Below are 22644 nucleotides of genomic sequence, written 5' to 3'. Positions count from 1 at the left end.
TCTGGCTGTGGTGTGATGTGACTTTATGTCTGTTTATCTGCGAAATCAAGACAAACACAGATTCTGGGAGGGAATGTCAGCCAACAAAGAGGGTTCTCGCTTAACGTGAGGTGATGACCGACACCCTCACCCGAGAGATCGAGATCGGCGAGAGCCCGCAGCATCCTGTTCGACGCGTGCTGCGCCGCGCACGTGCCTGGGTCGAGCGGCACCCGCGCATCCGATTCGCCTATCGATTCGCGGTCGCGCTTCTCGGAGCCACCGTGGCCATCGTCGGGCTGATCCTGGTGCCCCTGCCGGGGCCGGGTTGGCTGATCGTGTTCCTCGGCATCGCTATTCTGGGCACCGAGTTCCCCGCCGCCCACCGCCTCGGTCAGTGGCTGAAACGTGTGCTCGCGAAGGCCCTGGCGCGCTGGAAATCGTGGCGCGCATCTCGTGCGGCCGGTCAGTCAAGCACCTCCCGAACGGACACCCCGCGCGCCTAGGATGAGCAGCACTTCACCCGTGCAGTGCAGAGGAGACGTTCCATGACCGGTTCCGCATCCCCCCGCTCGTCCACCGTCGATGGGCTCCAGTCCCCCGTCATTCCGCGCGACGCGCACAACCCCTGGTACCAGCGGCCGGCCGAACCGCTCGAGGGCGAGGCCCTGCTGCAGGTGGATGCCTGGTGGCGTGCCGCGAACTACCTGTCTGTCGGGCAGATCTACCTGCTCGACAACCCTCTGCTCGAGCAGCCGCTCAGCCGAGACGATGTGAAGCCGCGCCTGCTCGGCCACTGGGGAACAACGCCCGGGCTCAACTTCGTCTACGCCCACCTGAACCGCATGATCCGGCAGCGCTCTCTGCCCACCCTCTACATCGCCGGCCCCGGCCACGGTGGGCCGGGCATGGTGGCCAACGCGTGGCTCGACGGCACCTACTCAGAGATCTACTCGAAGATCGATCGGTCGACCGACGGTATGCGCGCACTGTTCCGGCAGTTCAGCTTCCCCGGCGGCATCCCGAGCCACGCGGCGCCCGAGACGCCCGGCTCGATCAACGAGGGAGGCGAACTCGGCTACTCGCTCTCGCACGCCTACGGGGCGGCCTTCGACAACCCGAATCTGCTGGTCGCCGCGGTCATCGGCGACGGCGAGGCTGAGACCGGGCCGCTCGCCACGGCCTGGCACTCGAACAAGTTCATCGACCCGATGCAAGACGGCGTCGTGCTGCCGATCCTGCACCTCAACGGCTACAAAATCGCCAATCCCAGCGTGCTCGCGCGCATCCCCGAAGAAGACCTTCTCGCGCTGATGCGCGGCTACGGCCACAACCCGCACATCGTGTCGGGCGGCTTCGACGGTGAAGACCCGCTGCTGGTGCACGCCCGCATGGCCGAGACGCTCGACGTCGTGCTCAACGAGATCGCCGCCATCAAGCAGGATGCCGCCGACGGCACCCTCGAGGGCACACCGCGTTGGCCGATGATCATTCTGCGCACCCCCAAGGGCTGGACCTGCCCCGTCGAGATCGACGGCCTGCCCGTCGAGAACACCTGGCGCGCCCATCAGGTTCCGCTCGCCAGCGCGCGCGACACCGAGGCGCACACCCGGCTGCTCGAATCGTGGATGAAGAAGTACAAGCCGGAGGAGCTGTTCGACCCCTCGGGCGCACCCACCCCCTTCGTCACGGGCCTCGCCCCCGAGGGCTACCTGCGCATGAGCGCGACGCCCTACTCGAACGGCGGGCTGCTGCGCCGAGAGCTCCGGATGCCGGACTTCCGCGAGTACGGCGTCGACGTCACGGCGCCCGGCCACGAGACGGCCGAGGCGACCAAGGTCCTCGGCGGCTGGCTCGCCGATGTCATCCGCCTGAACCCCGACAACTTCCGCATCTTCGGGCCCGACGAGACGGCATCCAACCGCCTGCAGGAGGTCTACGAGGCGACCGACAAGCAGTGGAACGCCGAGATCCTGCCCGTCGACCTGAACCTCGCCCGGGCGGGCCGCGTCATGGAGATGCTCTCGGAGCACCAGTGCCAGGGCTGGCTCGAGGGGTACCTCCTCACCGGTCGGCACGGGCTGTTCAACTGCTACGAGGCGTTCATCCACATCGTCGACTCGATGTTCAACCAGCACGCCAAGTGGCTGCAGGTCGCCCGCTCGATTCCGTGGCGCCGCTCCGTCTCGAGCCTCAACTACCTGCTCTCGAGCCACGTCTGGAGGCAGGACCACAACGGCTTCAGCCACCAGGACCCGGGATTCATCGACCACGTCGTGAACAAGAAGGCCGACGTCGTGCGGGTCTACCTGCCCGTCGATGCGAACACCCTGCTCTCGACCTACGACCACTGCCTGCGCAGCGTCGACTACATCAACGTGGTGGTCGCCGGAAAACAGCCCGGCCCGCAGTGGCTGAGCATGCCCGAGGCCGTGGCGCACTGCACCCGTGGGCTCGGAATCTGGGACTGGGCCGGCACCGAGCGACCGAGCGACGAGCCCGACATCGTGCTGGCGTGCGCCGGCGACATTCCGACCATCGAGACGCTCGCTGCCGCATCCCTGCTGCGCAAGCATTTGCCCGAGCTGCGCGTTCGCGTCGTGAATGTGATCGACCTGATGCGTCTGCAAGACGACACCGAGCATCCGCACGGCCTGTCGAACCGCGACTTCGACACCATCTTCACGACCGACAAGCCCATCGTGTTCGCGTATCACGGCTACCCGTGGCTCATCCACCGGCTGACCTACAGGCGCGCCGCGAACGCCAACCTGCACGTGCGCGGATTCATCGAGAACGGCACGACGACCACGCCGTTCGACATGCTCATGCTCAACAACCTCGACCGCTACCACCTGGTGATCGACGCGATCGACCGGGTGCCCGGGCTGGGTTCGAAGGCCGCCGCGTTGCGACAAGAGATGCAGGATGCGCGCATGCGCGCCCGCCAGTACACCCGCGAGCACGGCGAGGACATTCCTGAGGTCGCACAGTGGCTGTGGTCGGGCGAAGACGGAGTCGGCTTCGACCGACAGAACTACTCGGCGCGCGACGAGGTGGGAGCCGATCAGACCGGCGGCGACAACACCTAAGCGGGCGCGCGTGCGCGGTCGATCGGCCGCTGATGAGGGTGTCGCGGTCGGTGACTCCTCTGCCACACTCGGAGCATGCCAGACACACAGCCTCCTGCTCCGGGCACGCCGCGGTTCCCCGCATCGCCGCCCGTCAGCGACTACGGAACGCCTCCGCCGCAGGTGCCCCCGGCGTACCCGTCACCTGCTCACTACGCATCCAGCCAGTACCCCGCCGCGCCGTACGCACCCGGCACGATTCGGCCGAAGACGGGGCCGGGAGGGCTCGCTCTCTCGTCATTGATCATCGGGGGCATGGCGCTGCTCGGATCGTTCATACCCTTTCTGAACTACATCACCGGCTTCTTCGCGTTCATAGCCCTGGTTCTGGGTGTCATCGCGATCTTCCTCAAAGGACGCAAGAAGACCCTCGCGATCGTCGCAAGCAGCGTGTCGTTGCTCGCGGTCATCCTCTCGATCGTTCTGGCTCTCGTGTATACGGGGCTCTTCGTCGACGGCGTCGACGACAGCTATGGCTCGGACTACCCCTCGAGCCTCGACGGCACGATGTTCTCCTTCGCCGCCAAGTAGGCGCGACAACGCGACAGCCGCAGTCCTATGGTGGTGACCACAGTGTTCTTTCCGTTCGATCGAAAGGAAGCCGCTCATGCCGTCACCGCAGCCGGTCGTCTTCATCCATGGTCTGTGGGTGCACGCATCCAGCTGGCAGCCCTGGATCGAACTGTTCGAACACGAGGGCTACACCGCTGTCGCCCCGCTCTGGCCGGGTGAACACGACAGCGTCGAAGCCTCGCGAGCGCACGCCCACGATGCTGCAGACAAGACGATCGACGACGTCGTCTCGCACTTTCAGACCATCGCCGACTCGTTCGATGTGCAGCCCATCCTCATCGGACACTCGTTCGGCGGCCTGATCGTCGAGAAGCTGTTAGGACAGGGCTACGGGGCCGCCGGAGTGGCCATCGATCCGGCCCAGATCAAGGGCGTGCTCCCGTTGCCGCTGAATCAACTGCGGTCGTCACTGCCCGTGCTGAGCAATCCAGGCAACCTTCACAAGGCCGTCTCCCTCACCGAGGAGCAGTGGCGGTTCAGCTTCGGCAACACCCTGAGCGCCGACGAGTCGTCGGCGCTCTGGAACGCGTGGAACATCCCCTCGCCCGCGAGGCCTCTCTTCCAGGCCGCCGTGGCGAACTTCGCTCTGCACTCGGAGGCCGAGGTCGCTACCGGCAACGACGATCGCGCTCCCCTGCTACTGATCGCCGGAGGCCGCGACCACACCGTTCCCGAGACCGTCGTCGATGCGACCCTCAGGCAGTATCGCGACTCGAACGCGGTGACCGAGCTCATCACCTTCACCGACCGCGGTCACTCGCTCACCATCGATCACGGCTGGAACCAGCTCGCCACCGAGATCCTCATCTGGCTCCGTCAGCAGTCGCTCGCACAGTAGTTCTGCGACGGGCGACACGACGACGTCAGCGAGTGCGCTTGCGCCGCAGCCCCATCACCGCGACCATACCCAGCCCCAGCAGGGTGGCCGCGATCGAACCGATCACGACGGGCTCGGCATCCAGCCCGGTCGCCGCGAGCGACGACGACGTCGACGATCCGGATGCGACAGCCGCGGCACCCGGGTCCGTCGCGTTCGGCGCCGCCACGGGCAGAACCGCGGCCTGGCCGCCGACCGACGCGACCGTCACGGATCCATCGGCGTTCAGCTGCACCGTGGCACTCGTCGCCGCGGCCAGATTCAGCCGCTGCCACGATCCCGCGGCCGAACCGCTGAGATCGAGCGGATCGCCCGACGAGATCTGAGTCTGAGCCAGAACGGAGGCGCGCTGAGCGTCGCTCAGGCTCGGGAAGGTGCTGAGGAGGAGGTTCTCTGCGCCCGCGGGCACCGACGGGGCCTGGTTCGCCGAACCGGTCTTTGCGAATCCGTAGTCGAGTCGCTCGCCATAGACGGCGACCGCGCTGGCGCGATCGGTCACGATCTGCGAGGTGCCGCCCGGGATCGCCTGGCCACCGTAGGGGTTCGACTGATACGCCGAACCTCGGGCCAGGCACGCGTCGAGGGTTCCACCGCACTGCTGCTGCAGGTAGTCGGTCAGCTCTTTCTGCGCGGGCTCGAGCACCTCGGTGCGGTACTTCGTGTCAGACCAGCGGGCTGCGAGCGCCGCCTCGCCGGCGATGCGTCCGCCCATGATGTCGAGCGGGTAGTGAACGCCGAGAACGATGCGGTCGTTGCCGGCTTCGGATGCGCGGGCCAGGATCTCGGGGGCGAGGCTCGGCAGCAGCGTGGCGAGAGTGATGCCCGCCTGGTAGGCGGTCGTCGTGTGGCCGCTGGGGAAGGCGCCGCCGGTGCAGATTCCGGTGGCGTTGTACGAGGCACTGAGGCTCACGTCGTTGGTCGAGAACTGGTGCGTCGTGTCGACGACCGCGGGAACGCGCGTGATCAGCAGGTTTCCCTGCGACGAGGCGTAGGGCGTGCCGACACGGTTCGCCGTCAGCGACGAGGCGTTCACGACCGTCGGCGCGCATGCCGCATCGTCGCCGGCCACCGCTGGTGTCGTCGGGTCGGTCGGCAGATACGGGCGGGGGTAGCTGAAAGCGGCCTTCGATGCACCCGTGCTCACGTAGGCACCGCTGGTTCCGTTCGAGCTGTTGATCAGGGCAGTGGTCAGTGGCAGCGATCCGTTCTGTCGTCCGGCCACGTAGATCGGGGCGAGCACAGAGCCGAGCGCGGTCGAGATCGTGATCGACTGGTCGTAGCTCGTGTTTCCGGTCGTCTGGTATTCGGCATCCTGCAAGGCCAGGAACTGCTGCGCCGGCGTCGCATGACCGTTGATCCACACCGCGAGCTCGTCGTTGCGGGCGAGCGTGGGGCCGTCGACGACGGTTCCGTGCAGGTCGTTCACGCCACTCGTCTGCCACAGCGAGGTGAAGCCGCTCAGCAGTGACGGCAGATCGGGCTTGGCCGTGTCGCTCGGGTAGGGAGCGGCAGCCGTCGCTGCGAGGGGAGCGCTCAGCGCGAGGAGAGCGACGGTGACGAGAGGGATCGTCACCGTTCCGGAGAGACGAAGGAATCGGGTTCGTTGGTTCACGGAGTAACGCTAGATCGATCGAGGTCGAGGGTGGGTGAACTCTGCGTGAACGGCCCCGCGGCCTCAACATCATGCACACCCGATACCGTTCGCCCCGAACAGGGGGCACCGTCCTGCCCCACCGAGAGACCTATCGATGTCATGATTAATTCCCGTGAGTGCCTCCCAGCTATCCGACCCCGCATCCTCTTCTGGAGCGAGCGCGGAGCTCGATCGCATCATCGAGGGTGGCCTCGTTCGCACCCGTTTCCAGCCCATCTTCGACCTCGACTCCATGTCGGTCGTGGCCTACGGAACGAGCACGCGAGGGCCCAAGGACTCCCCTCTGGAATCGCCGGATGTGCTTCTCACCGCGGCCCGGGACTCCGGCAGAATCGTCGACTTCGACACCGTGAGCCGCACCGGTGCGATCCTCACCTCGGAGCGTTCCGGCCTCTCGGCGCCCCGAAGCCTGTTCTTCAGTGCAGACCCCTCGACGGTCGCCAGACTCGCCGACGACGAGACGGCGCTGGCGCATCCTATGGTTCTCGAGATCGCGGGTCACACCCTGATCGATACCGATCTCGCTCCTCTCCTCCGGGCCATCGTGCGCATCCGAGACCAGGGCTGGGCGATCGCGATCACCGAGGTGGGCGTCGACCCGCACACCCTGGCTCTGCTACCCGCCGTCGCGCCGGATGTGATCTGCCTCGACCTGCAGATCGTCAGCGACCTGCCCGACCAGCGACTCGCATCCGTTCTCAGCGGCGTCTCGGCGTACGCCGAGGCGACCGGATGCCTCGTGCTGGCGCACGGGGTCGAGACCGAACAGCAGCTCGTCACCGCCAGGGCGCTCGGAGCGACGCTGGCCCAGGGGCCGCTCTTCGGCGGTGCCGCGGAGCTGCCGACGACGCTTCCCTATCTCTCCGGCGTACGACCCGCACCGTCGGGACGCCTCGCCGGGCTTCGGCAAGACACTCCCTTCTCCGTCGCAGCGGAACGGCGCGAGGCACGCGTCTCGAACAGCGGACTCCTGCTGCAGATCAGCCTGTTCCTCGAGGCCCATGCCGCCCTCGAAGGCGATTCCGCCCTCGTGTTCGGCACATTCCAGCACCGAGAGAACTTCGACGACCGGGCCGTGGAACGGTACTACCCCCTGGGCCTCACGGCGGCTTTCGTCGGCGTGTTCGGCCACGGATTCGACCAGCTCGACCTCGACGACTCCGTGTGCGGCGTCGAACTCGACGTCGCCGATCCACTTGTCGCCGAGTGGAACGTCGTGGTGATCTCGCCGAACTTCGCTGCGACCCTCACGGCGCGTCAGCTCGGCGACCCCTCGCCGACGAACGACACCTACGAGTTCATCCTCACCCACGACCGCCGACTCACGATCGAGGCGGCTCGCACGCTGGTGGCACGGCTCTAGGAGCGGCGGCCGGTTCAGGCGCCGGTGTTGCTCATCAGCCGTGGGAGATCGGCGAGAACGGTTCGCGCGTTCTCCTCCGCCGTCAGATCCCGCGCCACGGCGAAGAGCCGCACGGCGTCTTCTATCCGGGAGCGGGCCTCGAGTCGCTGACCGTCTTTGATGGCGTGCCCGGCGAGCAGCAGAGCGGCGCGACCCCCGTAGCGCGCGTCGTCGGTCGCCTCGGCCAGCTGATGGAGCAGGAGCGAGAGCTGCGCGCTGGCCGTGCGGTCAGCTCGATCGACTTCGGCCGTGGCGCGCATGTAGACGGCGAACATCAGTGCGTCGAGAAGAACCTCGAGGGGAGAATCGACTGCGCCAAGCACCGGCATGCTGCGCCCCTTCGCGGTCTCGAGTTGCAGATGCCACTCGCCGTCGACGACCTGCAGCACGGCGGAATGCGGCGAATCGGCACCGAGATCGAAGCTGCCAGCGTGCCGGCGAGACAGCCGTCGCCACCCGATCGCGGTCGCGTTCCGGCTCATCCAGTCATCGACGGCCCGTGCGGCGTCGTTTCCCGATTCCATCGATCATGCCCCTTCCGCGACCGCCTCTAATCTCGCATGTGACGCGCATACATCAGAGTCCACTATGAGACTCGGAGTCTCATGATGGTCGACCTCACGCGCCCGAGAGCCGACATGCCGCATGAGAGGCTGATGGACACCGATGTATCCTCGGCGTCACACTGCGACATTCTTCTTTCTGCGATAGTCGATGGGTACTGAACGAAGGAGTGGGCGTGGGCGTGGTTCGAAAATGGGTCTTCCCGGTAGTGCGCATCCTGCTGGTCGCGGCTATCGCCGTGGCACTGGGCAAGCTCGCGTTCTTCCCCGACAAGACCGATGAGGTGTCTGCGGTTCCCACCGGAGAGATCGTCGAACCCGTGATCCCCGTCGCTCTGGGCACGATCGTGAACGATGTCGTGGTCCAGTCCACGGTCACGGCAGATCCGGCCGCGCCGCTCAAGTCGACCGCTGCCGGTACCGTCGACGAGATCTTCTTCCCCCAGGGGTCGGTCGTCGCCGCCGGCGACACCGTCTTCGACGTCAAAGTCGAGATCGTGCGCTCACCCGAGGACAGCATCGATGACGAGGGCAAGACGAAGCCCAAGATCTACCGCTACGAGCAGGTCGTCGCCCCTGCCGCCGGCGTGCTCAGCTCGCTCGGTGTGATCTCGGGACAAGACGTCACGATCGGCATGGTCGCCGGGCAGATCGCTCCGCCCACCTTCTCTGTCTCGGGCTCGCTGAAGCCCGAGCAGCGCTACCGCCTGGTCGACCAGCCGACAGACGCGTCGATCTCCATCACCGGCGGTCCCGCCGCATTCACCTGCACAGGGCTGCGCATCACGACCCCGCTGTCTGGCAGCGAGGGTGGCGGTACCGGTGGCGATACGACAGGCGGCGAAACAGCTGGCGGAACAAGCGCGGGAGCGGGCGGCGGTTCGAACACCACCGTCAGCTGCCCGATTCCCAGTGAGGTCACCGTCTTCTCCGGCCTCGCCGCCGAGATGACCATCTCCGGCGGAAAAGCCGAGAACGTTCTCGTCGTGCCGACGACGGCCGTGCGCGGGGCTGCGCTGAGCGGCACGGTCTGGGTATCTCGTGCCGACGGCGGCACAGAGGAGCGTGCCGTGGGCCTCGGCCTGAACGACGGAAGCCAGGTCGAGATCACCGGAGGGCTGGTCGAAGGCGATCAGATCCTGCAATTCGCGCCCGGCGCGCTGGCCGATCCGTCGGGGTGCCCGCCCGGTGCGACGGACTGCGGCGGGGTCATCGTCAGGTGAGCCTGCTCGAACTGCGCGACGTCACGCGTACGGTGATTCCGCCTGACCAACCGGCCCTGACGATCCTCAATGGCGTCGACCTCACGGTCGAGCCGGGTGACCGTATCTCGATCGTGGGGCGCTCGGGTTCGGGCAAATCCACGCTGCTCAACCTGCTCGGTCTGCTCGACATGCCCACCAGCGGGCTGCTGACGTTCGACGACCGGCCGGTCGCGTCGTATTCCGGCGCCGCTCGCGACCGTGTGCGCGGAGCGCAGATCGGCTTCGTCTTCCAGCAGTTCAACCTGCTGCCGGGTCGCACGGCCCTCGAGAACGTGGCGATGCCCCTGCTCTACGCCGAGGGCAGATCTTTCTGGCGACGCAAGAAGCTCGCCGCCGACATGCTCGAAGAGGTCGGCCTCGGCAACCGCATGGAGAGCATGCCCGACCGCCTCTCGGGTGGCGAGCAGCAGCGCGTCGCCATCGCCCGATCGCTGGTTCGCGGGCCGCGACTGATTCTCGCCGACGAACCCACCGGCGCCCTCGACCTCGACACCGGCAGTTCGGTGATGCAGCTCATCGACGACGTCGCGACACGCACGGGGGCGGCGCTCGTGACGATCACGCACGATCCGGCCATCGCGGCCCGGGCCCGCGACCACTTCCGACTCGACCGCGGCGTCTTGACGCGGGCCGAGAGCGCCGAGCTGGCAGCGGCATCCGAGGCCGTCTCGTGAAGCGCGCGTTCACGAGCCTCGTCGGGGCGGTCATCGAGGCCTGGCAAGAACTTCGTGTGCATCGCACTCGAGTGCTGCTCTCGTTGATCGGCGTCGCCGTCGCCGTGTGCTCTCTCACCACGGTCGTGGCGCTCGGCGGCATCGTGCAGCAGGCGAACGAGGAGCTCAGCGAGCGGCAGAGCGGTCGGCCCGCCAGCCTGTTCGTCTCGGCTTACAGCACTGGGGGCACTGCCATCGATTCGGCGACAATGGATGCGACGTGGGCCGAAACACTGGCGCGTTACGACATCACCTATGGCAGCCGGGTGATGCAGACGGCCCAGGCCGTGCCGTTCACCACCGGCGTCGTCGATGTGCAGACACAGGCCGTCGACCAGCCGTATGGAGAGATGCATCGAGTGCGCCTCACGGAGGGCGAGTGGTTCACCGCCGACGATGCGGCCGGGCTCGCTCCCGCCCTCGTGGTGAACCAGATCTTCTGGGAGCGCCTCGGCAGCCCCGAGCTGCGGACGCATCCGACCGTCGAACTCGGGGCCCAGGGTGGCAGACCCGGCACGACTGCCGTGATCGTGGGCGTCTATCCCGTGGCGAGTTACGAGACCGATCCGGCGATGTTCATGCTCGCCGACCAGCTCTCGGCGATGACGGCGGCCAGGCCGTCGGCCGCCGTTCAGGATCCGTACGGCGGAGGGGGCGGCGGTTCCACCCAATACGAGATGTGGGTGCCTCCCGCCATCTCCGACCAGCTCATGGAGGTCGTGAGGCGCGATTTCACCTCGGCGCTGGCGAATCCCGGGGGCGGAACCGGCGACGTGCAGGTCGACGTCTATCGCCAGGACTACGCCCAGTACGGCGACGACCCCTTCCTTGTCACCAAACTCGTGGTCGGTGGAATCGCCGTGCTCGTCCTGTTGCTCGGGGCCCTCGGACTGGTGAACATCGCTCTCGTGACCGTGAAGCAGCGCGTGCGCGAGATCGGTATCCGTCGCAGCTTCGGCGCCACTGCCGGGCGCGTGTTCTTCTCGGTGATGATGGAGAGCGTCGTGGCCACGATCGCGGCCGGTGCCGCGGGAGTGGTCGCGTCGGTTCTCCTCGTGCAGAATCCGTGGACCATGAATCTCATCGGTCAGGGCCTGGTGAGCGACTTCCCGCCGTTCCCCGCCGAGGCGGCGCTCATCGGACTCGTCGCGGCGACGGCGGTGGGAGCGCTGGCCGGCCTGTTGCCCGCGCTCGTGGCCGTGCGCGTGAAGGTGATCGACGCCATCCGGTACTGACCGCTGTCGCTAGGTGTCTTTCTTCGCCGAGAGCGACCAGTGGTCGGCGATGAGTTGCAGCCCCTGCGCGAACACGTACGACCAGGTCGTCGAGTCGTGAGCGCTGCCCGGTGCCTCGATATACGTGGCATCCATACCGGCGGCCTTGGCAGCGGCGTAGATGGTCTTCACCTGCGGCAGGAACGCCGCATCGTTCGACCCCACGCCGAAGACGGCGAACGTGTCGGCATACGTGCCGTGCTGCTGCATGATGTTCGTCGGGTACGCCGCCTCGTAGCGGGTGAGGCTGCCACCGAACGCGGCATCGGCGGTCTTCTGGGGGTCGCCGATGCGCGGATACTGCTCCCCCGAGGCATCGAGGATCACTCCGAACAGATTCGGGAATCCGGCGCCCAGCTGAATCGAGCAGGTGCCGCCCTGAGACAGCCCTCCGACGGCCCAGTAGTGCGGGTCGTCGATGACGTTGAGGTTGGCCTTGATCCAGTTCGGCACGTCGACCGTGAGGTAGGTCTGCGACTTGCCGAGCGGCGAGTCCACGCACATGGGGTTGGCGGTCGGGTCACCGAGCTGATCGGGCGCCACGACGATCGGAGCGAGCCCGTCGTGCGCCGCGGCATAGGCATCGAGGCTCTGCTGCAGCTTGTCCGTGATGAACGGATCCTGCGGGGTGCCCGGCTGACCGGACATCATGACCATCACAGGCAGCTTCGGGGGGTTCGCCGTGAGCGCCGCCGGCGGCAGATACACGACGCCCGGCCTGGCCGGGAACTTCGATTCGGATGCCGGAATCGCGACGGTCGTCAGCGTTCCGACTTTCGGCATGGTCGCCGGAGCGACCCAGTCGGCGATCGTCGGCACCGACGCAGCCTCGACCTCGGGGAGGGGCTGCTCGGCCGCGTCGACGATCGCACTGATTCCCAGGGCGCTGCGCACCGTGGGGTACTGTCCGAAGTCGATGTTGATGGCCATCGCCGTGGTGAGCACGAACAAGACGAGCGCGAGGGCAGAGCCGACCACGCGCATCCAGGATGCGCGACGCATCGACACGATCGCGACGCCGAAGGCGGCGCAGCCGACCGCGACCCAGACCCTGACCACGGCCGTGAGGTCTGCCCCGAACAGGTCGAGCTGGTCTGAGAGCAGCCAGGTCAGCCCCACGCCTACGAGGGCTCCGACTGCGGCGGAGACAGCGACCTCGGTGAGCCAACGCCGTCGTGTCCACTTCGTGCTCGGACGGCGGAGGACGAGCAGCACGACCACCGCGAAGGCGACGGCATACGTGGCGTAGACGACAGGCCCCGCGGTGATGCCCAGGTCAAGCAGTAGGTTCACGCTGTGCCTCCTGTGTCGCCTTCGGCCTCAGATCGCGCAGCAGCCCGCTCAGCTGGATCACCGACAGTCGAGGCAGGTAGCAGCGGCCGATCGCCGCGCCCACGGCGGGGAGGTCCGTGGTGTCAGGGTAGAGCAACCACAGAGGAACGAACGCGGGCTGGAACTTCTTCTTGAAGTTCAGCAGCGACCGGAATCCGTACGCGGGCTCGAGCGAGCGACCGACGTAGTCGAGGATCTGCGCCACGACGCTGCCTCGCACGTCGAGAGTCGACGATTCGGGGGCGGCGTTCGCGAGCGGAGCGCCCGAGAGGCTCAGGATCTCCAGCCCGTCGCTCTTGGCCTGTTCGACCGCGGCTGCGATGACGAACTCCATCGTGCCGTTGGCCGCGTCGGTCCGACGTCTCATGAAGTCGAGGGTGTAGCCGATGACGTGCGGCTTCACCGCGTCGTCCGCGCCGTAGAGGGGAAGCCAACTGGTGACGGCCACGATCGTTCCCTCGGCGTCGACGGCGAGCATCAGGCGCACCGACGGATCGACGAGCTCGTCGAGTCCTCCGAGGGTGAATCCCATCTCGGGCAGGTTCTTCTCGGCGACCCATGCCTCCGAGATGGCCTGGATCTGCGAGCGCTGCAGCAGCGACAGCTCGCGCCACGACGTCCACTGCGCCACCACCCCGGCGCGGCCGGCCTTGTTCACGGCCGTGCGGATGTCCTGCCACTTCTTGCCGGTCGGGTTCCAGTCGCGGGGCCGCAGAACGGCCTCCTCTGCGACTTTGAGGCGCTGCCAATGCAGGCCCTCGAAGGTCTCGATCGTGGCATCGTCGACCCCGTAGAAGGTCGGTGTCCACCCGTGATCGCCGCAGAACCGCACGAAACGCTCGACGACAGTCGGGTCGGCGAACGCGGGTCCGAAGGGCCCTCCGACCGCCACGGCCACGAAACCCTGCACACGATACGCCACGGCGGCATCGGCGACCTCGTCGAACCAGAAGGAGTTGCCGGGCCAGGTCGACATGAACGACAGCGTGTGTCCGCCGCCCCTCTCGAGAATCGCTCGGGCGCGCACACGGTCGTCGTCGTCGACCACGGCGGTGCGGCCGAGAACGAGAAGACAGGATGCGGTGAGCACCGCGCCCCAGAAGAGGCCCGCCGGCAGCGACCACAGCTTGTGGGCCCAGTGCGTCGTCGGAACGAACGCGAGCCCGTCGGAGATCACGAACGTCGGCGGGACGAGACGCAGCGGCAGGGCCTGCAGTATGTCCAACATCGTCGGCACGGGCCGAAACTGGTCGCTGATGGCGAGGATCCCCACGAACGAGATGAGCGCCGTTCCGGCGAGCGCACTCAGTGTGATCACGAAGAACCGCTTGGCGCTCGCGCGCGAGGGGCGAACGTCGACATGCTTGCGCAGCAGAATGAGCAGCGCCGCGCTGGCCAACGGAAGGATCGCGCACAGGGCACTGCCCGTCAACGTCTGCCAGATGTACGGGTCGACCTCTTCGTTGGCCTGCTCGGCGATGGCGGTCATGGTCTCCGGCTGAATCACGACGAAGACGCCCAGCATCACGGCCGACATCATCACCTGGATGCAGACGGCCAGCCAGAGGGCGGCGCGTCGACCGCGCAGAATGCCCCACGCGGCGACGACTCCCACCGCGACGGGCAGAAGACCGATCAGGGCCACTCGCGGATGATCGACATCGACCGCTAAGAGACCGTAGATCGAGAGGAGGCCACTGCCCGATCCAATGAGAGCGGCGACGACGGGGCCGATCGAACCGAGGGCGACGACGGCGGCCAGCAGCGTTCGGATCTCGTGATGAGAACTGCGGATCAGGCGGAACCTCGACCTCGACCCGCCCAGCGCAAACCCGAGGACGAGCCCGACAGGCACCGCGACGAGGGAGTAGAAGTCGCCCGCGCCACCCGAGTAGAGAAAGAGCGTGACGGCGATGAATGAGGCGCCGAGTCGGATGCGACGTCGCCACAGGGCGGAGGCGAACGAGCTCGCTGCCATGGCGGCGCAGATCACGCCGGTCGCCGGCGACAGAGCCTCGATCGAGGGGGCGTTGAGCGGAAGGAATCCGAGGTACGTGCTCTCGACCCAGCTGAGGCCGAATCCGATGAGACCGGATGCGGCGCTGCCGCCGACGTAGGCGATCGCGGTGCGCCAGCTGCCCATGAGTTGCTCGGCCGCTCCGACGACAAGCACGATGAAGGGCACGACGAAGATCAGTGCGCCGCCACCGTCGACCGCGAGAAACGCCGTGATGAGACCCCACCAGCGGTGATGCTGGAAGACATCGTCCTGGCCCGTGGCCAAGACCTGCCAGCCCCAGTCGTAGGTGCTCGAAGCGAAGCCGACGATACTCAGCACAATGACGACGGCGCTGCACACCACGGTGAACGGGTGGCGGAGAATCCAGCGAAGGAACGGCACGACTTACCTCAGATCATCAGAACTGATGAAGCGTATCCCTGTGGAATGAGAAATTCTCCCTGAGCCTGGGCGGACGAGGAACACTCAGCCAAGGCCCAGCCCGCGTGCAGGAAGCACTCCCGCTACTTATTCTTGCCGTTCCCCGGATTGCCGTTACCGGAGTTCCCGTTTCCGTTGCCGTTACCGGAGTTCCCGTTTCCGTTGCCGTTACCGGAGTTGCCGTTGCCATTGCCGTTACCGGAGTTGCCGTTGCCCTGCTCGGTCTCGGGAGCGACAGGTTCGGGTACGGGTGCGGGCTCCGCGGTCGAGGGCGCCTCGCCAGACGGAACGGGCTCCGGCTCCGGGCCCACCGGCGCGCTCGTGGTCGCCGGGTTGGTCGCCGGGGTCGGCGATGAACTCGGCATCGACAACAGCGCCCAGGTGAGAACGATTGCGAGAACTCCCGCGGCCGCCAGAGCGGCGATGAGCAAGGCCCGACGGCGCCGCTTCGGGGGCTCGACCGCGGCCCCGGTCATGACCTTCGTCGGGGCCTCGGTCATGACTTCAGTGGGGGCCTCGCCCATGGCTTCCGTCGGCGCCTCGCCCATGGCTTCCGTCGGCGCCTCGCCCATGGCTTCCGTCGGCGCCTCGCCCATGGCTTCCGTCGGCGCCTCGGTTACGAGTGCCGGCGAGCCCACCGCGGCCGAGCGGGCAGCCGGCACCGGCACCGGCGCCGACTCGGATCGGAGCTCGCGGGCGAGATGCACGACCTCGAGGGCAGTGGGTCGCTGCCCGGGATCGCGGGCGGTCATCGCCGTGAGCAGGGACTTCCAGTCGTAGCCCAGTTCCCCGGGAACCTCGGGATCGTTCGTGAGCCGAGCGAGGGCCGCCTCGTGCACGACCGGCTGACCGAACACACGCTCACCCGTCAGTGATTCGAGCAGAACCAGACCGAGCGCGTAGATATCGGAGGACGGAGCGGGTTCGGAGCCCCGCACCTGCTCCGGGCTGAGATACGCGGCCGTGCCGAGCAGCGTGCCGGGCGTGGTCAGCCGCGACGAACCGACGAGGTGGGCGATACCGAAGTCGGCCAGCGTCGCCGTGAATTCCTCGCCCACGACCGGCGATCGGCGAAGCAGCACATTCGCGGGCTTGATGTCGCGGTGCACGATGCCGGCCTGATGCACCACGTGCAGCGCCTCGCCCAACTCGCGGGCCATGCGTGCCGCATCGACGGGCGCCACCGGGCCATCCGAGATTCTGCTGCGCAGCGTGGGACCGTCGACGAACTCCATCACGAGATACGCCTCGCCGTCGCCGTCGATGAGGGCGTCGTACAAGGTCACCAGAGACGGGTGATTCAGAGAGGCGAGGAGCCGGGTCTCCGAGGTCTTTCGCTGCAGGTCTGCCGCCTCGGAGTCGCGAAAGAGCTTGATCGCGACCGTACGGCCGAGTTTTTCGTCGGTCGCGCGATACACGACCCCCATGCCACCCGCGCCGACGCGCGACTCGAGTCGATACCGTGCGCCGAGCAGTGAGCCTTCTGCCACGGCGCTGTTCTCAGACGAGCGGGTCGCTGTCGCGAGTGCTGCGGGTGACCCGCTCGCCGCTCGCGGGATCGACGGCCGACCGGGTCGTCGACGTGCTCTGTCGACGACGCAGCGTGAGGACGAGGCTGATGAGGAACACGACGACGCCAGCACCCATCAGGATGTATCCGATCAGGGGAAGGTTCACGACCCCGCCGAGGTCGATGTTCACGGCGAATGCAAGCACGGCGCCGATGACGAACAGTGCGATTCCGCTTCCGATACCCATGGGGTTTCCCTTCGATCTACGCCGGCGCGAGAGGTTCGCGTCGGCGGACGGCGCGAGGCGTGGTCCACAGCGGACCGAGGGCGTCGAACCGAGTCGCCCATGTCTAGCACGCGAGCACCACGCTCGTTCGGGGCTTGAACCGAGCGCACCGAGGGTAGTAGGCGAAGAATGTTCAGCGAGTCGGCCCGAGCACCGCGGCCAGCGCCGCGTCGAGAAGTGCGGCCGCCGCCAGTCGGTCGACACGCACGATAGCCATCGCCGCGAAGACGAGCCCCGTGCACGTCGTCGTGACCAGTTCGCGGCCTTCCGGTGCCAGATCGACGCGACGGGCGGCGACACCGGACGCGACAGCGTCGCGCAGGTCGGTCGTGTAGGCGGTGACGACCGCCGCGAGGCCGGCCTCGTGCCCCAGCGACGATCCCGTGGCGTTGAGCAGCAGGCATCCGTTCTTCGCCAGAGCCGTGTCTTCGTCGACCATGGCATGACGGAGCCCCCGCAGGTACACCTCGAGCGCCTCACGATCGACCTCGTCGGCGCGCAAGGGCTCGAGCCGAGGGCGCACGACGTCATCGAGGTACGACTCGACGGCGGCGTCGAAGAGCCCTCGCTTGCTGCCGAAGGAGTGATAGATGCTCGACCGATTCAGCCCGGTCGCCGCCTCGAGGTCGGGCAGCGACGTCTCTTCGTACCCGCGATTCCAGAAGACTCCACGGGCCGCGCGCACGACATCGACTTCGGCAAACGCACGCGTTCTTCCCATGGTGTTCTCCTTTCGGTACTGGCAGGTGCCGGCCGAATGAGTCTATAGTGAAACGGTCGGTTCAAAAAAGGAGATTCTCATGGTCATCGCATCCGTCGTGATTGCTGCACTCGCCGCCTTGCTGCACGTCTACATCTTCTGGATGGAGTCGCTGGCATGGGACGGCCCCGCCGCTCGCAAGACGTTCGGCCCGGCATCCACCGCGGAGGTCGAGACCACGAGGCCCTTCGCTTACAACCAGGGCTTCTACAATCTCTTCCTGGCCATCGCCACGATCATCGGAATCGTGTTCGTGCTCGTGAGCACCTCCGCCGTCGGCCCTGCTCTCATCCTGGTCGGCACCGGCTCGATGCTCGCAGCCGCCCTCGTGCTGTTCGCGTCATCGCCGGATAAGCGCGCGGCAGCGATCAAGCAGGGCACCTTGCCCCTGCTGGCCGTGATCGCCACGATCATCTCCCTGAACGTCTAACCGACTCCATCACCACCGCTCCGCAGAACAACAGAAACGAGAACGCCATGCGCGCCATCATCCACAACGAATTCGGAGACCCGGCAGAGGTTCTTTCCGTCGAGAACGTGCCCACTCCTGAGCCGGGAGCGGGAGAGGTGCGTGTTCGCACCCTCCTCAGCCCCATCCACAACCACGACCTGTGGACGATCCGTGGAACCTATGGATTCAAGCCCGAACTTCCCGCTCAGGCAGGCACCGAGGCCGTCGGCGTCGTCGACGCACTCGGCGAGGGCGTCACCGCACTGCAGGTCGGTCAGCGCGTCGCCACCGGAGGCACCTTCGGTGTCTGGGCCGAGTACTTCATCGCGAAGGCCGCGGCGCTCATCCCCGTCGGCGACGCGCTCTCCGACGAGGTCGCTTCGCAGCTCGTCTCGATGCCGTTCAGCGCCATCAGCCTGCTCGACACCCTCGACCTCGCCGAGGGCGACTGGCTCGTGCAGAACGCGGCCAACGGAGCGGTCGGCCGCCTCGTGGCCCAGCTCGCCGCGGCCCGCGGCATCAACGTGCTCGGCCTCGTGCGCCGCGCCGCCGGCGTCGACGAGCTGAAGGCCCAGGGCATCGGCAACGTCGTCGCCACCGACAGCGACGGATGGCGCGACACCGTCGCCGAGATCACCTCGGGAGCGCCCATCGGCGTCGGCGTCGATTCGGTCGGCGGATCCGCGGCCGGCGACATCGTCTCGCTGCTCGCTGAGAACGGACGCCTCGTGGTCTTCGGAGCGATGAACTCCCCCGTCATGGAGATCCCCTCCGGTCCCGTCATCTTCAAGAGCATCTCGGTCTCGGGATTCTGGGGCTCGAAGGTCATGGGCGGCATGGACGGCGCAAAGCGCGCCGCACTGCTCGGCGAACTGATCACCCGCATCAGCGAGGGCTCGCTCACTCTGCCCGTCGAGGAGATCTACTCGTTCGACGACGCCCGTCAGGCGAGTGCCGCGAACTTCGTCGCCGGTCGCGGGGGCAAGGTCCTCCTGCGCCCGTAGCAGTAGACGTCGAAGAGCGGGCCGCCCACGGGCGGTCCGCTCTTCTGCGTTAACCCCTGAACGGTCGGGACGCTAGTCGGTCTCGAGAACCGTCGTCGGAGTGAAATGCAGTTCGGAGATGCGGCGCCGGTCCATGGCGGCGACCTGAAGAACCCCGCCGTCGACGTCGATGCGGTCGCCCACGACGGCCAGACGACCGAGCCGCTCGACGACGAATCCGGCCACGGTGTCTGAGGCGGCGGCCGGCAGGGTCACCCCCGTGGCCTCTTCGAAGTCCTGAAAGTTCAGCCTGCCATCGACCGAGCCGCCCTGCTCCATCATCTCGGCGAATGCCGTCTCGGTGTCGTACTCGTCGAAGATCTCCCCGACGACCTCCTCGACCAGATCCTCCAGGGTGACGATGCCGTCTGTTCCGCCGTATTCGTCGAAGACCACGGCGATGTGGTCTCCGGATGCGCGCAGGTTCGTGAGCGTCGGCAGAATCCGGGCGGTCGACGGAATGAAGGGAATCGGTCGAACGACCTTTCGAACCTCGAGCGTGCGGTCGGGCAGTTCGAAGAGATCACGCACGTGCACGAATCCCACGATGTCGTCGATCGACTGGTCGACGACCGGAAAGCGCGAGTACGGCGAGGAACGAACGGCCTCGAGGGCGTCGGAGATCGAGTCGTCGACAGTGATCGCGACGACCTCCGGGCGCGGTCGCATGATCTCGCTCACCTGTCGATCGCGCAAAGAGAGCACGTCGTCGAGCATGCGTCGCTCGTCGTCGGGCAGCCCTTCGTGACTGGTCACGATCTCGCGCAGTTCCTCGTCTGAGAGCTTGTCGCCGGTCTTGTTCGGGTCGCCTCCCAGCAACCGCACGACGGCGTTGGTCGACACCGAGAGGAACCAGATGACCGGACGCATGAGCGTGGCGAAGCCGCCAAGCACCGGAGCGACGGCATACGAGAACCGGGCGTTGTGCTGGATGGCGAGGCGCTTCGGCGCGAGCTCGCCCAGCACCAGCGACAGGTAGGCGATGACGAGGGTGAGCCCGATCGTCGCCGTGGTCGAGGCCGCGGCAACCGAGAGCCCCAGGCCTTCGAGAAGCGGTGTCACAGACGGGGCGATCGAGGATGCTCCGTACGCGGCCGACGCGAAGCCCGCGACGGTCACGCCGATCTGCACGGCGGAGAGGAACGTGTTCGGGTTGCGCGCCAGCCCGGCGACGGTCTGACCCCGTCGGCCCCGCTGCGCGATCGCATTGATCTGGCTCTCGCGCAGGGTCACCAACGCCATCTCGGTGGCGGCGAAAACGCCGCCGACGAGCACGAAGACGATGACGAGCACGATGCTGACGACGAGATCGCCGCTCATCGGAGGAACTCCGTCGAACCAGGGTGCACGCCCGGGGTCACCCGGGCGCTGGGATGGTGATGGTCGGAACTGCTCGCAGACGATGTCATGCTCCGAGCATAGGGAACGACCCTCGGAGAATCCCCTGGCCGCATTGAGAAGCAGCGGGCGTCAATTCGATCGGGGTTCCCTGTTGGACAGGCGAGGTCGCCGGGCGCAGGCTGAAAGCATGGAATACACACACCTCGGACGAACGGGCCTGCGCGTCTCGCGCGTCGTGCTCGGCACGATGAACTTCGGCCCCCAGACCAGCGAGCCCGACTCGCACGCGATCATGGACGCCGCCCACTCTCAAGGCGTGAACTTCTTCGACACCGCGAACGTCTACGGCCAGGATCTGGGCCGAGGAGCCACCGAGCAGATCGTCGGACGATTCTTCGCCCAGGGCGGCGGTCGGCGCGAGAAGACGGTGCTCGCCACGAAGCTCTACGGCGACATGACCGATTACCCGAACGACGGCAAGCTCTCGGCGCTGAACATCCGGCGCGCACTCGACGCCAGCCTCACCCGACTGCAGACCGACTACATCGACCTCTACCAGTTCCATCACATCGACCGGGCGACGCCGTGGGAGGAGATCTGGCAGGCGATCGAGGTGGCCGTGCAGCAGGGAAAGATCCTCTACGCGGGGTCGAGCAACTTCGCTGGCTGGCACATCGCGCAGGCGCAGGAGGCCGCGAAGGCCCGCCACTTCACCGGGCTCGTGAGCGAGCAGTCGATCTACAACCTCATCGTGCGCGACGTCGAGCGCGAGGTTCTGCCGGCCGCTCAGGCCTACGGACTCGGAGTGATCCCGTGGTCGCCGCTGCAGGGCGGACTGCTCGCCGGTGTGCTCGACAAGGAGGCCGATGGGTCGCGTCGTCGCGACGGACGAGCGGCCGAGGCGCTCGAGAAACTGCGCCCGCAGCTCGAGCAGTACGAGGCGTTCGCCGCCGAGCTCGGCCACTCGCCCGCCGAACTCGCTCTGGCCTGGCTGCTGCACCAGCCCGCCGTCACCGCCCCCATCACGGGCCCGCGCACCATGAATCAGCTCGACACCGCCATCGCCTCGGTCGACATCACGCTCGACGCGGATGCGCTGGGCCGGCTCGACGAGATCTTCCCCGGCCACAAGACGGCCCCCGAGGACTACGCCTGGTAAGGCGAGAACAGAGAGAAGAAAAGACTATGAAGCAACGCACTATCGGTCATATCTCCGTCAGCGCCATCGGTCTGGGCGGCATGCCCATGTCGATCGAAGGCCGGCCCGACGAGGAGCGCTCCATCTCCACGATCCACGCCGCCCTCGACGCCGGTGTCACCCTCATCGACACGGCCGACGCATATCACCTGGCCGCCGAAGACGAGGTCGGTCACAACGAACTGCTCATCGCCAAGGCGCTGAAGAGCTACGGCGGCGACACCTCCTCCGTGCTCGTGGCGACCAAGGGCGGCCACCTGCGGCCCGAGCCCGGCCCCTGGGCCAAGAACGGGCATCCGGACTACCTCAAGCAGGCGGCCGAGGCCTCGGCCCGACGCCTGGGCGTCGACGCGATCGGCCTCTACCAGTACCACCGCCCCGACCCGGAGGTTCCGTACGCCGATTCGATCGGCGCGCTGCGCGAGCTTCTGGATGCGGGGACGATCCGCATGGCCGGCATCTCGAACGCCGACCCAGATCAGATCCGCGAGGCTCACGAGATTCTGGGCGGCCGACTGGTCTCGGTGCAGAACCAGTTCTCGCCGAAGTTCCGCTCGAGCGAGAAGGAACTGGCCCTCGCGGACGAGCTCGGCATCGCCTTCCTGCCGTGGAGCCCGCTCGGAGGCATCTCGGGAGCCGCATCGCTGGGCGAGAGCTACGAGGCCTTCGGCCGCATCGCCGCAGACCGCGGCGTCACGCCCCAGATCGTGTGCCTCGCCTGGGAGCTCGCGAAGTCGCCGTTCGTCATTCCGATTCCCGGAGCGTCGCGCCCCGAGTCGATCACGAACTCGGCGCTCGCCGCCGACTTCGAGCTGAGCGCGGAAGAGTTCGCCGCCCTCGACGCGTAGTCG

Annotated in this window: 20 protein-coding genes; 12 read left to right on the top strand and 8 right to left on the bottom strand. The window is 67.1% G+C overall.

Annotation, left to right across the window (positions count from 1 at the left end; all coding sequences use genetic code 11):
* Window positions 1-113 precede the first annotated feature (113 nt).
* The 4 genes from ASF79_RS11540 (at window position 114) to ASF79_RS11525 (ending at window position 4521) form a co-directional block, all read left to right on the top strand.
* Window positions 114-485 (top strand): TIGR02611 family protein, encoded by a 372-nt coding sequence (locus tag ASF79_RS11540; protein ID WP_055855131.1) that lies wholly within the window; start codon window positions 114-116, stop codon window positions 483-485.
* A gap of 42 nt (window positions 486-527) precedes the next feature.
* Complete coding sequence (locus ASF79_RS11535; RefSeq protein ID WP_082495860.1) at window positions 528-3071, top strand: phosphoketolase family protein; 2544 nt, start codon at window positions 528-530, stop codon at window positions 3069-3071.
* 75 nt (window positions 3072-3146) lie between these two features.
* The gene (locus ASF79_RS17370) at window positions 3147-3641 is read left to right on the top strand and encodes a hypothetical protein (protein WP_156366239.1); all 495 of its coding nucleotides are present in this window, start codon (window positions 3147-3149) and stop codon (window positions 3639-3641) included.
* 76 nt (window positions 3642-3717) lie between these two features.
* Window positions 3718-4521 carry an alpha/beta hydrolase gene (locus tag ASF79_RS11525; protein WP_055855123.1) on the top strand — a complete coding sequence of 268 codons (804 nt, stop codon included), beginning with the start codon at window positions 3718-3720 and terminating at the stop codon, window positions 4519-4521.
* Between the two features lie 25 nt (window positions 4522-4546).
* Here the strand turns inward: ASF79_RS11525 and ASF79_RS11520 are convergent, their stop codons facing one another.
* Window positions 4547-6172, bottom strand: coding sequence for a phosphatase PAP2 family protein (locus ASF79_RS11520; protein WP_082495859.1), 1626 nt, complete (start codon window positions 6170-6172; stop codon window positions 4547-4549).
* Window positions 6173-6326: 154 nt separating this feature from the next.
* Between ASF79_RS11520 and ASF79_RS11515 the strand changes: the two genes are divergently transcribed.
* Window positions 6327-7577, top strand: a complete 1251-nt coding sequence (locus ASF79_RS11515; protein ID WP_055855121.1) for an EAL domain-containing protein — start codon at window positions 6327-6329, stop codon at window positions 7575-7577.
* A gap of 14 nt (window positions 7578-7591) precedes the next feature.
* Here ASF79_RS11515 and ASF79_RS11510 read toward each other — a convergent pair whose 3' ends face one another.
* Window positions 7592-8140 (bottom strand): hypothetical protein, encoded by a 549-nt coding sequence (locus ASF79_RS11510; protein ID WP_055779082.1) that lies wholly within the window; start codon window positions 8138-8140, stop codon window positions 7592-7594.
* A gap of 221 nt (window positions 8141-8361) precedes the next feature.
* Here ASF79_RS11510 and ASF79_RS11505 point away from each other — a divergent pair, with 221 nt between their 5' ends.
* From ASF79_RS11505 to ASF79_RS11495, 3 genes are read left to right on the top strand one after another with little or no spacing between them, the layout of a single operon-like run.
* Complete coding sequence (locus ASF79_RS11505) at window positions 8362-9402, top strand: efflux RND transporter periplasmic adaptor subunit (protein ID WP_156366238.1); 1041 nt, start codon at window positions 8362-8364, stop codon at window positions 9400-9402.
* Window positions 9399-10118 (top strand): ABC transporter ATP-binding protein, encoded by a 720-nt coding sequence (locus tag ASF79_RS11500; RefSeq protein ID WP_055855116.1) that lies wholly within the window; start codon window positions 9399-9401, stop codon window positions 10116-10118. Before ASF79_RS11505 ends, ASF79_RS11500 begins: the two co-directional genes overlap by 4 nt.
* Window positions 10115-11392 carry an ABC transporter permease gene (locus tag ASF79_RS11495; protein ID WP_156366237.1) on the top strand — a complete coding sequence of 426 codons (1278 nt, stop codon included), beginning with the start codon at window positions 10115-10117 and terminating at the stop codon, window positions 11390-11392. Before ASF79_RS11500 ends, ASF79_RS11495 begins: the two co-directional genes overlap by 4 nt.
* Before the next feature lie 9 nt (window positions 11393-11401).
* Here the strand turns inward: ASF79_RS11495 and ASF79_RS11490 are convergent, their stop codons facing one another.
* The 5 genes from ASF79_RS11490 to ASF79_RS11470 form a co-directional block, all read right to left on the bottom strand.
* On the bottom strand, window positions 11402-12724 hold the full coding sequence (locus ASF79_RS11490; RefSeq protein ID WP_055855112.1) for an alpha/beta hydrolase: 1323 nt from the start codon (window positions 12722-12724) through the stop codon (window positions 11402-11404).
* A complete protein-coding gene (locus ASF79_RS11485) occupies window positions 12708-15164 on the bottom strand; it encodes a bifunctional lysylphosphatidylglycerol flippase/synthetase MprF (RefSeq protein WP_055779097.1) in 2457 nt (818 codons plus the stop codon). The genes ASF79_RS11490 and ASF79_RS11485 overlap by 17 nt, the downstream gene beginning before the upstream one ends.
* A 122-nt stretch (window positions 15165-15286) precedes the next feature.
* The gene (locus ASF79_RS11480; RefSeq protein ID WP_055855109.1) at window positions 15287-16693 is read right to left on the bottom strand and encodes a serine/threonine-protein kinase; all 1407 of its coding nucleotides are present in this window, start codon (window positions 16691-16693) and stop codon (window positions 15287-15289) included.
* Window positions 16694-16703: 10 nt separating this feature from the next.
* A complete protein-coding gene (locus tag ASF79_RS11475; RefSeq protein WP_055779101.1) occupies window positions 16704-16961 on the bottom strand; it encodes a DUF6458 family protein in 258 nt (85 codons plus the stop codon).
* Window positions 16962-17133: 172 nt separating this feature from the next.
* A complete protein-coding gene (locus ASF79_RS11470; protein WP_055855107.1) occupies window positions 17134-17721 on the bottom strand; it encodes a TetR/AcrR family transcriptional regulator in 588 nt (195 codons plus the stop codon).
* A gap of 79 nt (window positions 17722-17800) precedes the next feature.
* Between ASF79_RS11470 and ASF79_RS11465 the strand changes: the two genes are divergently transcribed.
* Window positions 17801-18190 carry a DUF1304 domain-containing protein gene (locus ASF79_RS11465; RefSeq protein ID WP_055779107.1) on the top strand — a complete coding sequence of 130 codons (390 nt, stop codon included), beginning with the start codon at window positions 17801-17803 and terminating at the stop codon, window positions 18188-18190.
* 47 nt (window positions 18191-18237) lie between these two features.
* On the top strand, window positions 18238-19215 hold the full coding sequence (locus tag ASF79_RS11460) for a zinc-binding dehydrogenase (RefSeq protein ID WP_055779110.1): 978 nt from the start codon (window positions 18238-18240) through the stop codon (window positions 19213-19215).
* A gap of 72 nt (window positions 19216-19287) precedes the next feature.
* Here ASF79_RS11460 and ASF79_RS11455 read toward each other — a convergent pair whose 3' ends face one another.
* Complete coding sequence (locus ASF79_RS11455) at window positions 19288-20574, bottom strand: hemolysin family protein (RefSeq protein ID WP_055855105.1); 1287 nt, start codon at window positions 20572-20574, stop codon at window positions 19288-19290.
* 208 nt (window positions 20575-20782) lie between these two features.
* On the opposite strand from ASF79_RS11455, the gene ASF79_RS11450 reads away from it, so the two are divergent.
* Window positions 20783-21754: an aldo/keto reductase gene (locus ASF79_RS11450; protein ID WP_055855103.1), complete on the top strand. Its 972-nt coding sequence runs from the start codon at window positions 20783-20785 to the stop codon at window positions 21752-21754.
* 26 nt (window positions 21755-21780) lie between these two features.
* Window positions 21781-22641: an aldo/keto reductase gene (locus tag ASF79_RS11445; RefSeq protein WP_055855101.1), complete on the top strand. Its 861-nt coding sequence runs from the start codon at window positions 21781-21783 to the stop codon at window positions 22639-22641.
* Window positions 22642-22644 lie beyond the last annotated feature (3 nt).

The sequence above is a fragment of the Agreia sp. Leaf335 genome (genome assembly GCF_001423605.1).
In the GTDB taxonomy this organism is placed as follows: domain Bacteria; phylum Actinomycetota; class Actinomycetes; order Actinomycetales; family Microbacteriaceae; genus Agreia.
The sequence above is the reverse complement of the archived record's forward strand: the minus strand, read 5'-3'. Positions and strand labels throughout refer to the sequence as shown.

What these genes read in the sequence shown, in the direction of transcription:
- ASF79_RS11540 (WP_055855131.1), top strand. Translation starts at nt 114, where the DNA reads ATGACCGACACCCTCACCCGAGAGATCGAGATCGGCGAGAGCCCGCAG.
- ASF79_RS11510 (WP_055779082.1), bottom strand. Translation starts at nt 8,140, where the DNA reads ATGGAATCGGGAAACGACGCCGCACGGGCCGTCGATGACTGGATGAGC.
- ASF79_RS11535 (WP_082495860.1), top strand. Translation starts at nt 528, where the DNA reads ATGACCGGTTCCGCATCCCCCCGCTCGTCCACCGTCGATGGGCTCCAG.
- ASF79_RS11450 (WP_055855103.1), top strand. Translation starts at nt 20,783, where the DNA reads ATGGAATACACACACCTCGGACGAACGGGCCTGCGCGTCTCGCGCGTC.
- ASF79_RS11445 (WP_055855101.1), top strand. Translation starts at nt 21,781, where the DNA reads ATGAAGCAACGCACTATCGGTCATATCTCCGTCAGCGCCATCGGTCTG.
- ASF79_RS11525 (WP_055855123.1), top strand. Translation starts at nt 3,718, where the DNA reads ATGCCGTCACCGCAGCCGGTCGTCTTCATCCATGGTCTGTGGGTGCAC.
- ASF79_RS11470 (WP_055855107.1), bottom strand. Translation starts at nt 17,721, where the DNA reads ATGGGAAGAACGCGTGCGTTTGCCGAAGTCGATGTCGTGCGCGCGGCC.
- ASF79_RS17370 (WP_156366239.1), top strand. Translation starts at nt 3,147, where the DNA reads ATGCCAGACACACAGCCTCCTGCTCCGGGCACGCCGCGGTTCCCCGCA.
- ASF79_RS11455 (WP_055855105.1), bottom strand. Translation starts at nt 20,574, where the DNA reads ATGAGCGGCGATCTCGTCGTCAGCATCGTGCTCGTCATCGTCTTCGTG.
- ASF79_RS11475 (WP_055779101.1), bottom strand. Translation starts at nt 16,961, where the DNA reads ATGGGTATCGGAAGCGGAATCGCACTGTTCGTCATCGGCGCCGTGCTT.
- ASF79_RS11465 (WP_055779107.1), top strand. Translation starts at nt 17,801, where the DNA reads ATGGTCATCGCATCCGTCGTGATTGCTGCACTCGCCGCCTTGCTGCAC.
- ASF79_RS11460 (WP_055779110.1), top strand. Translation starts at nt 18,238, where the DNA reads ATGCGCGCCATCATCCACAACGAATTCGGAGACCCGGCAGAGGTTCTT.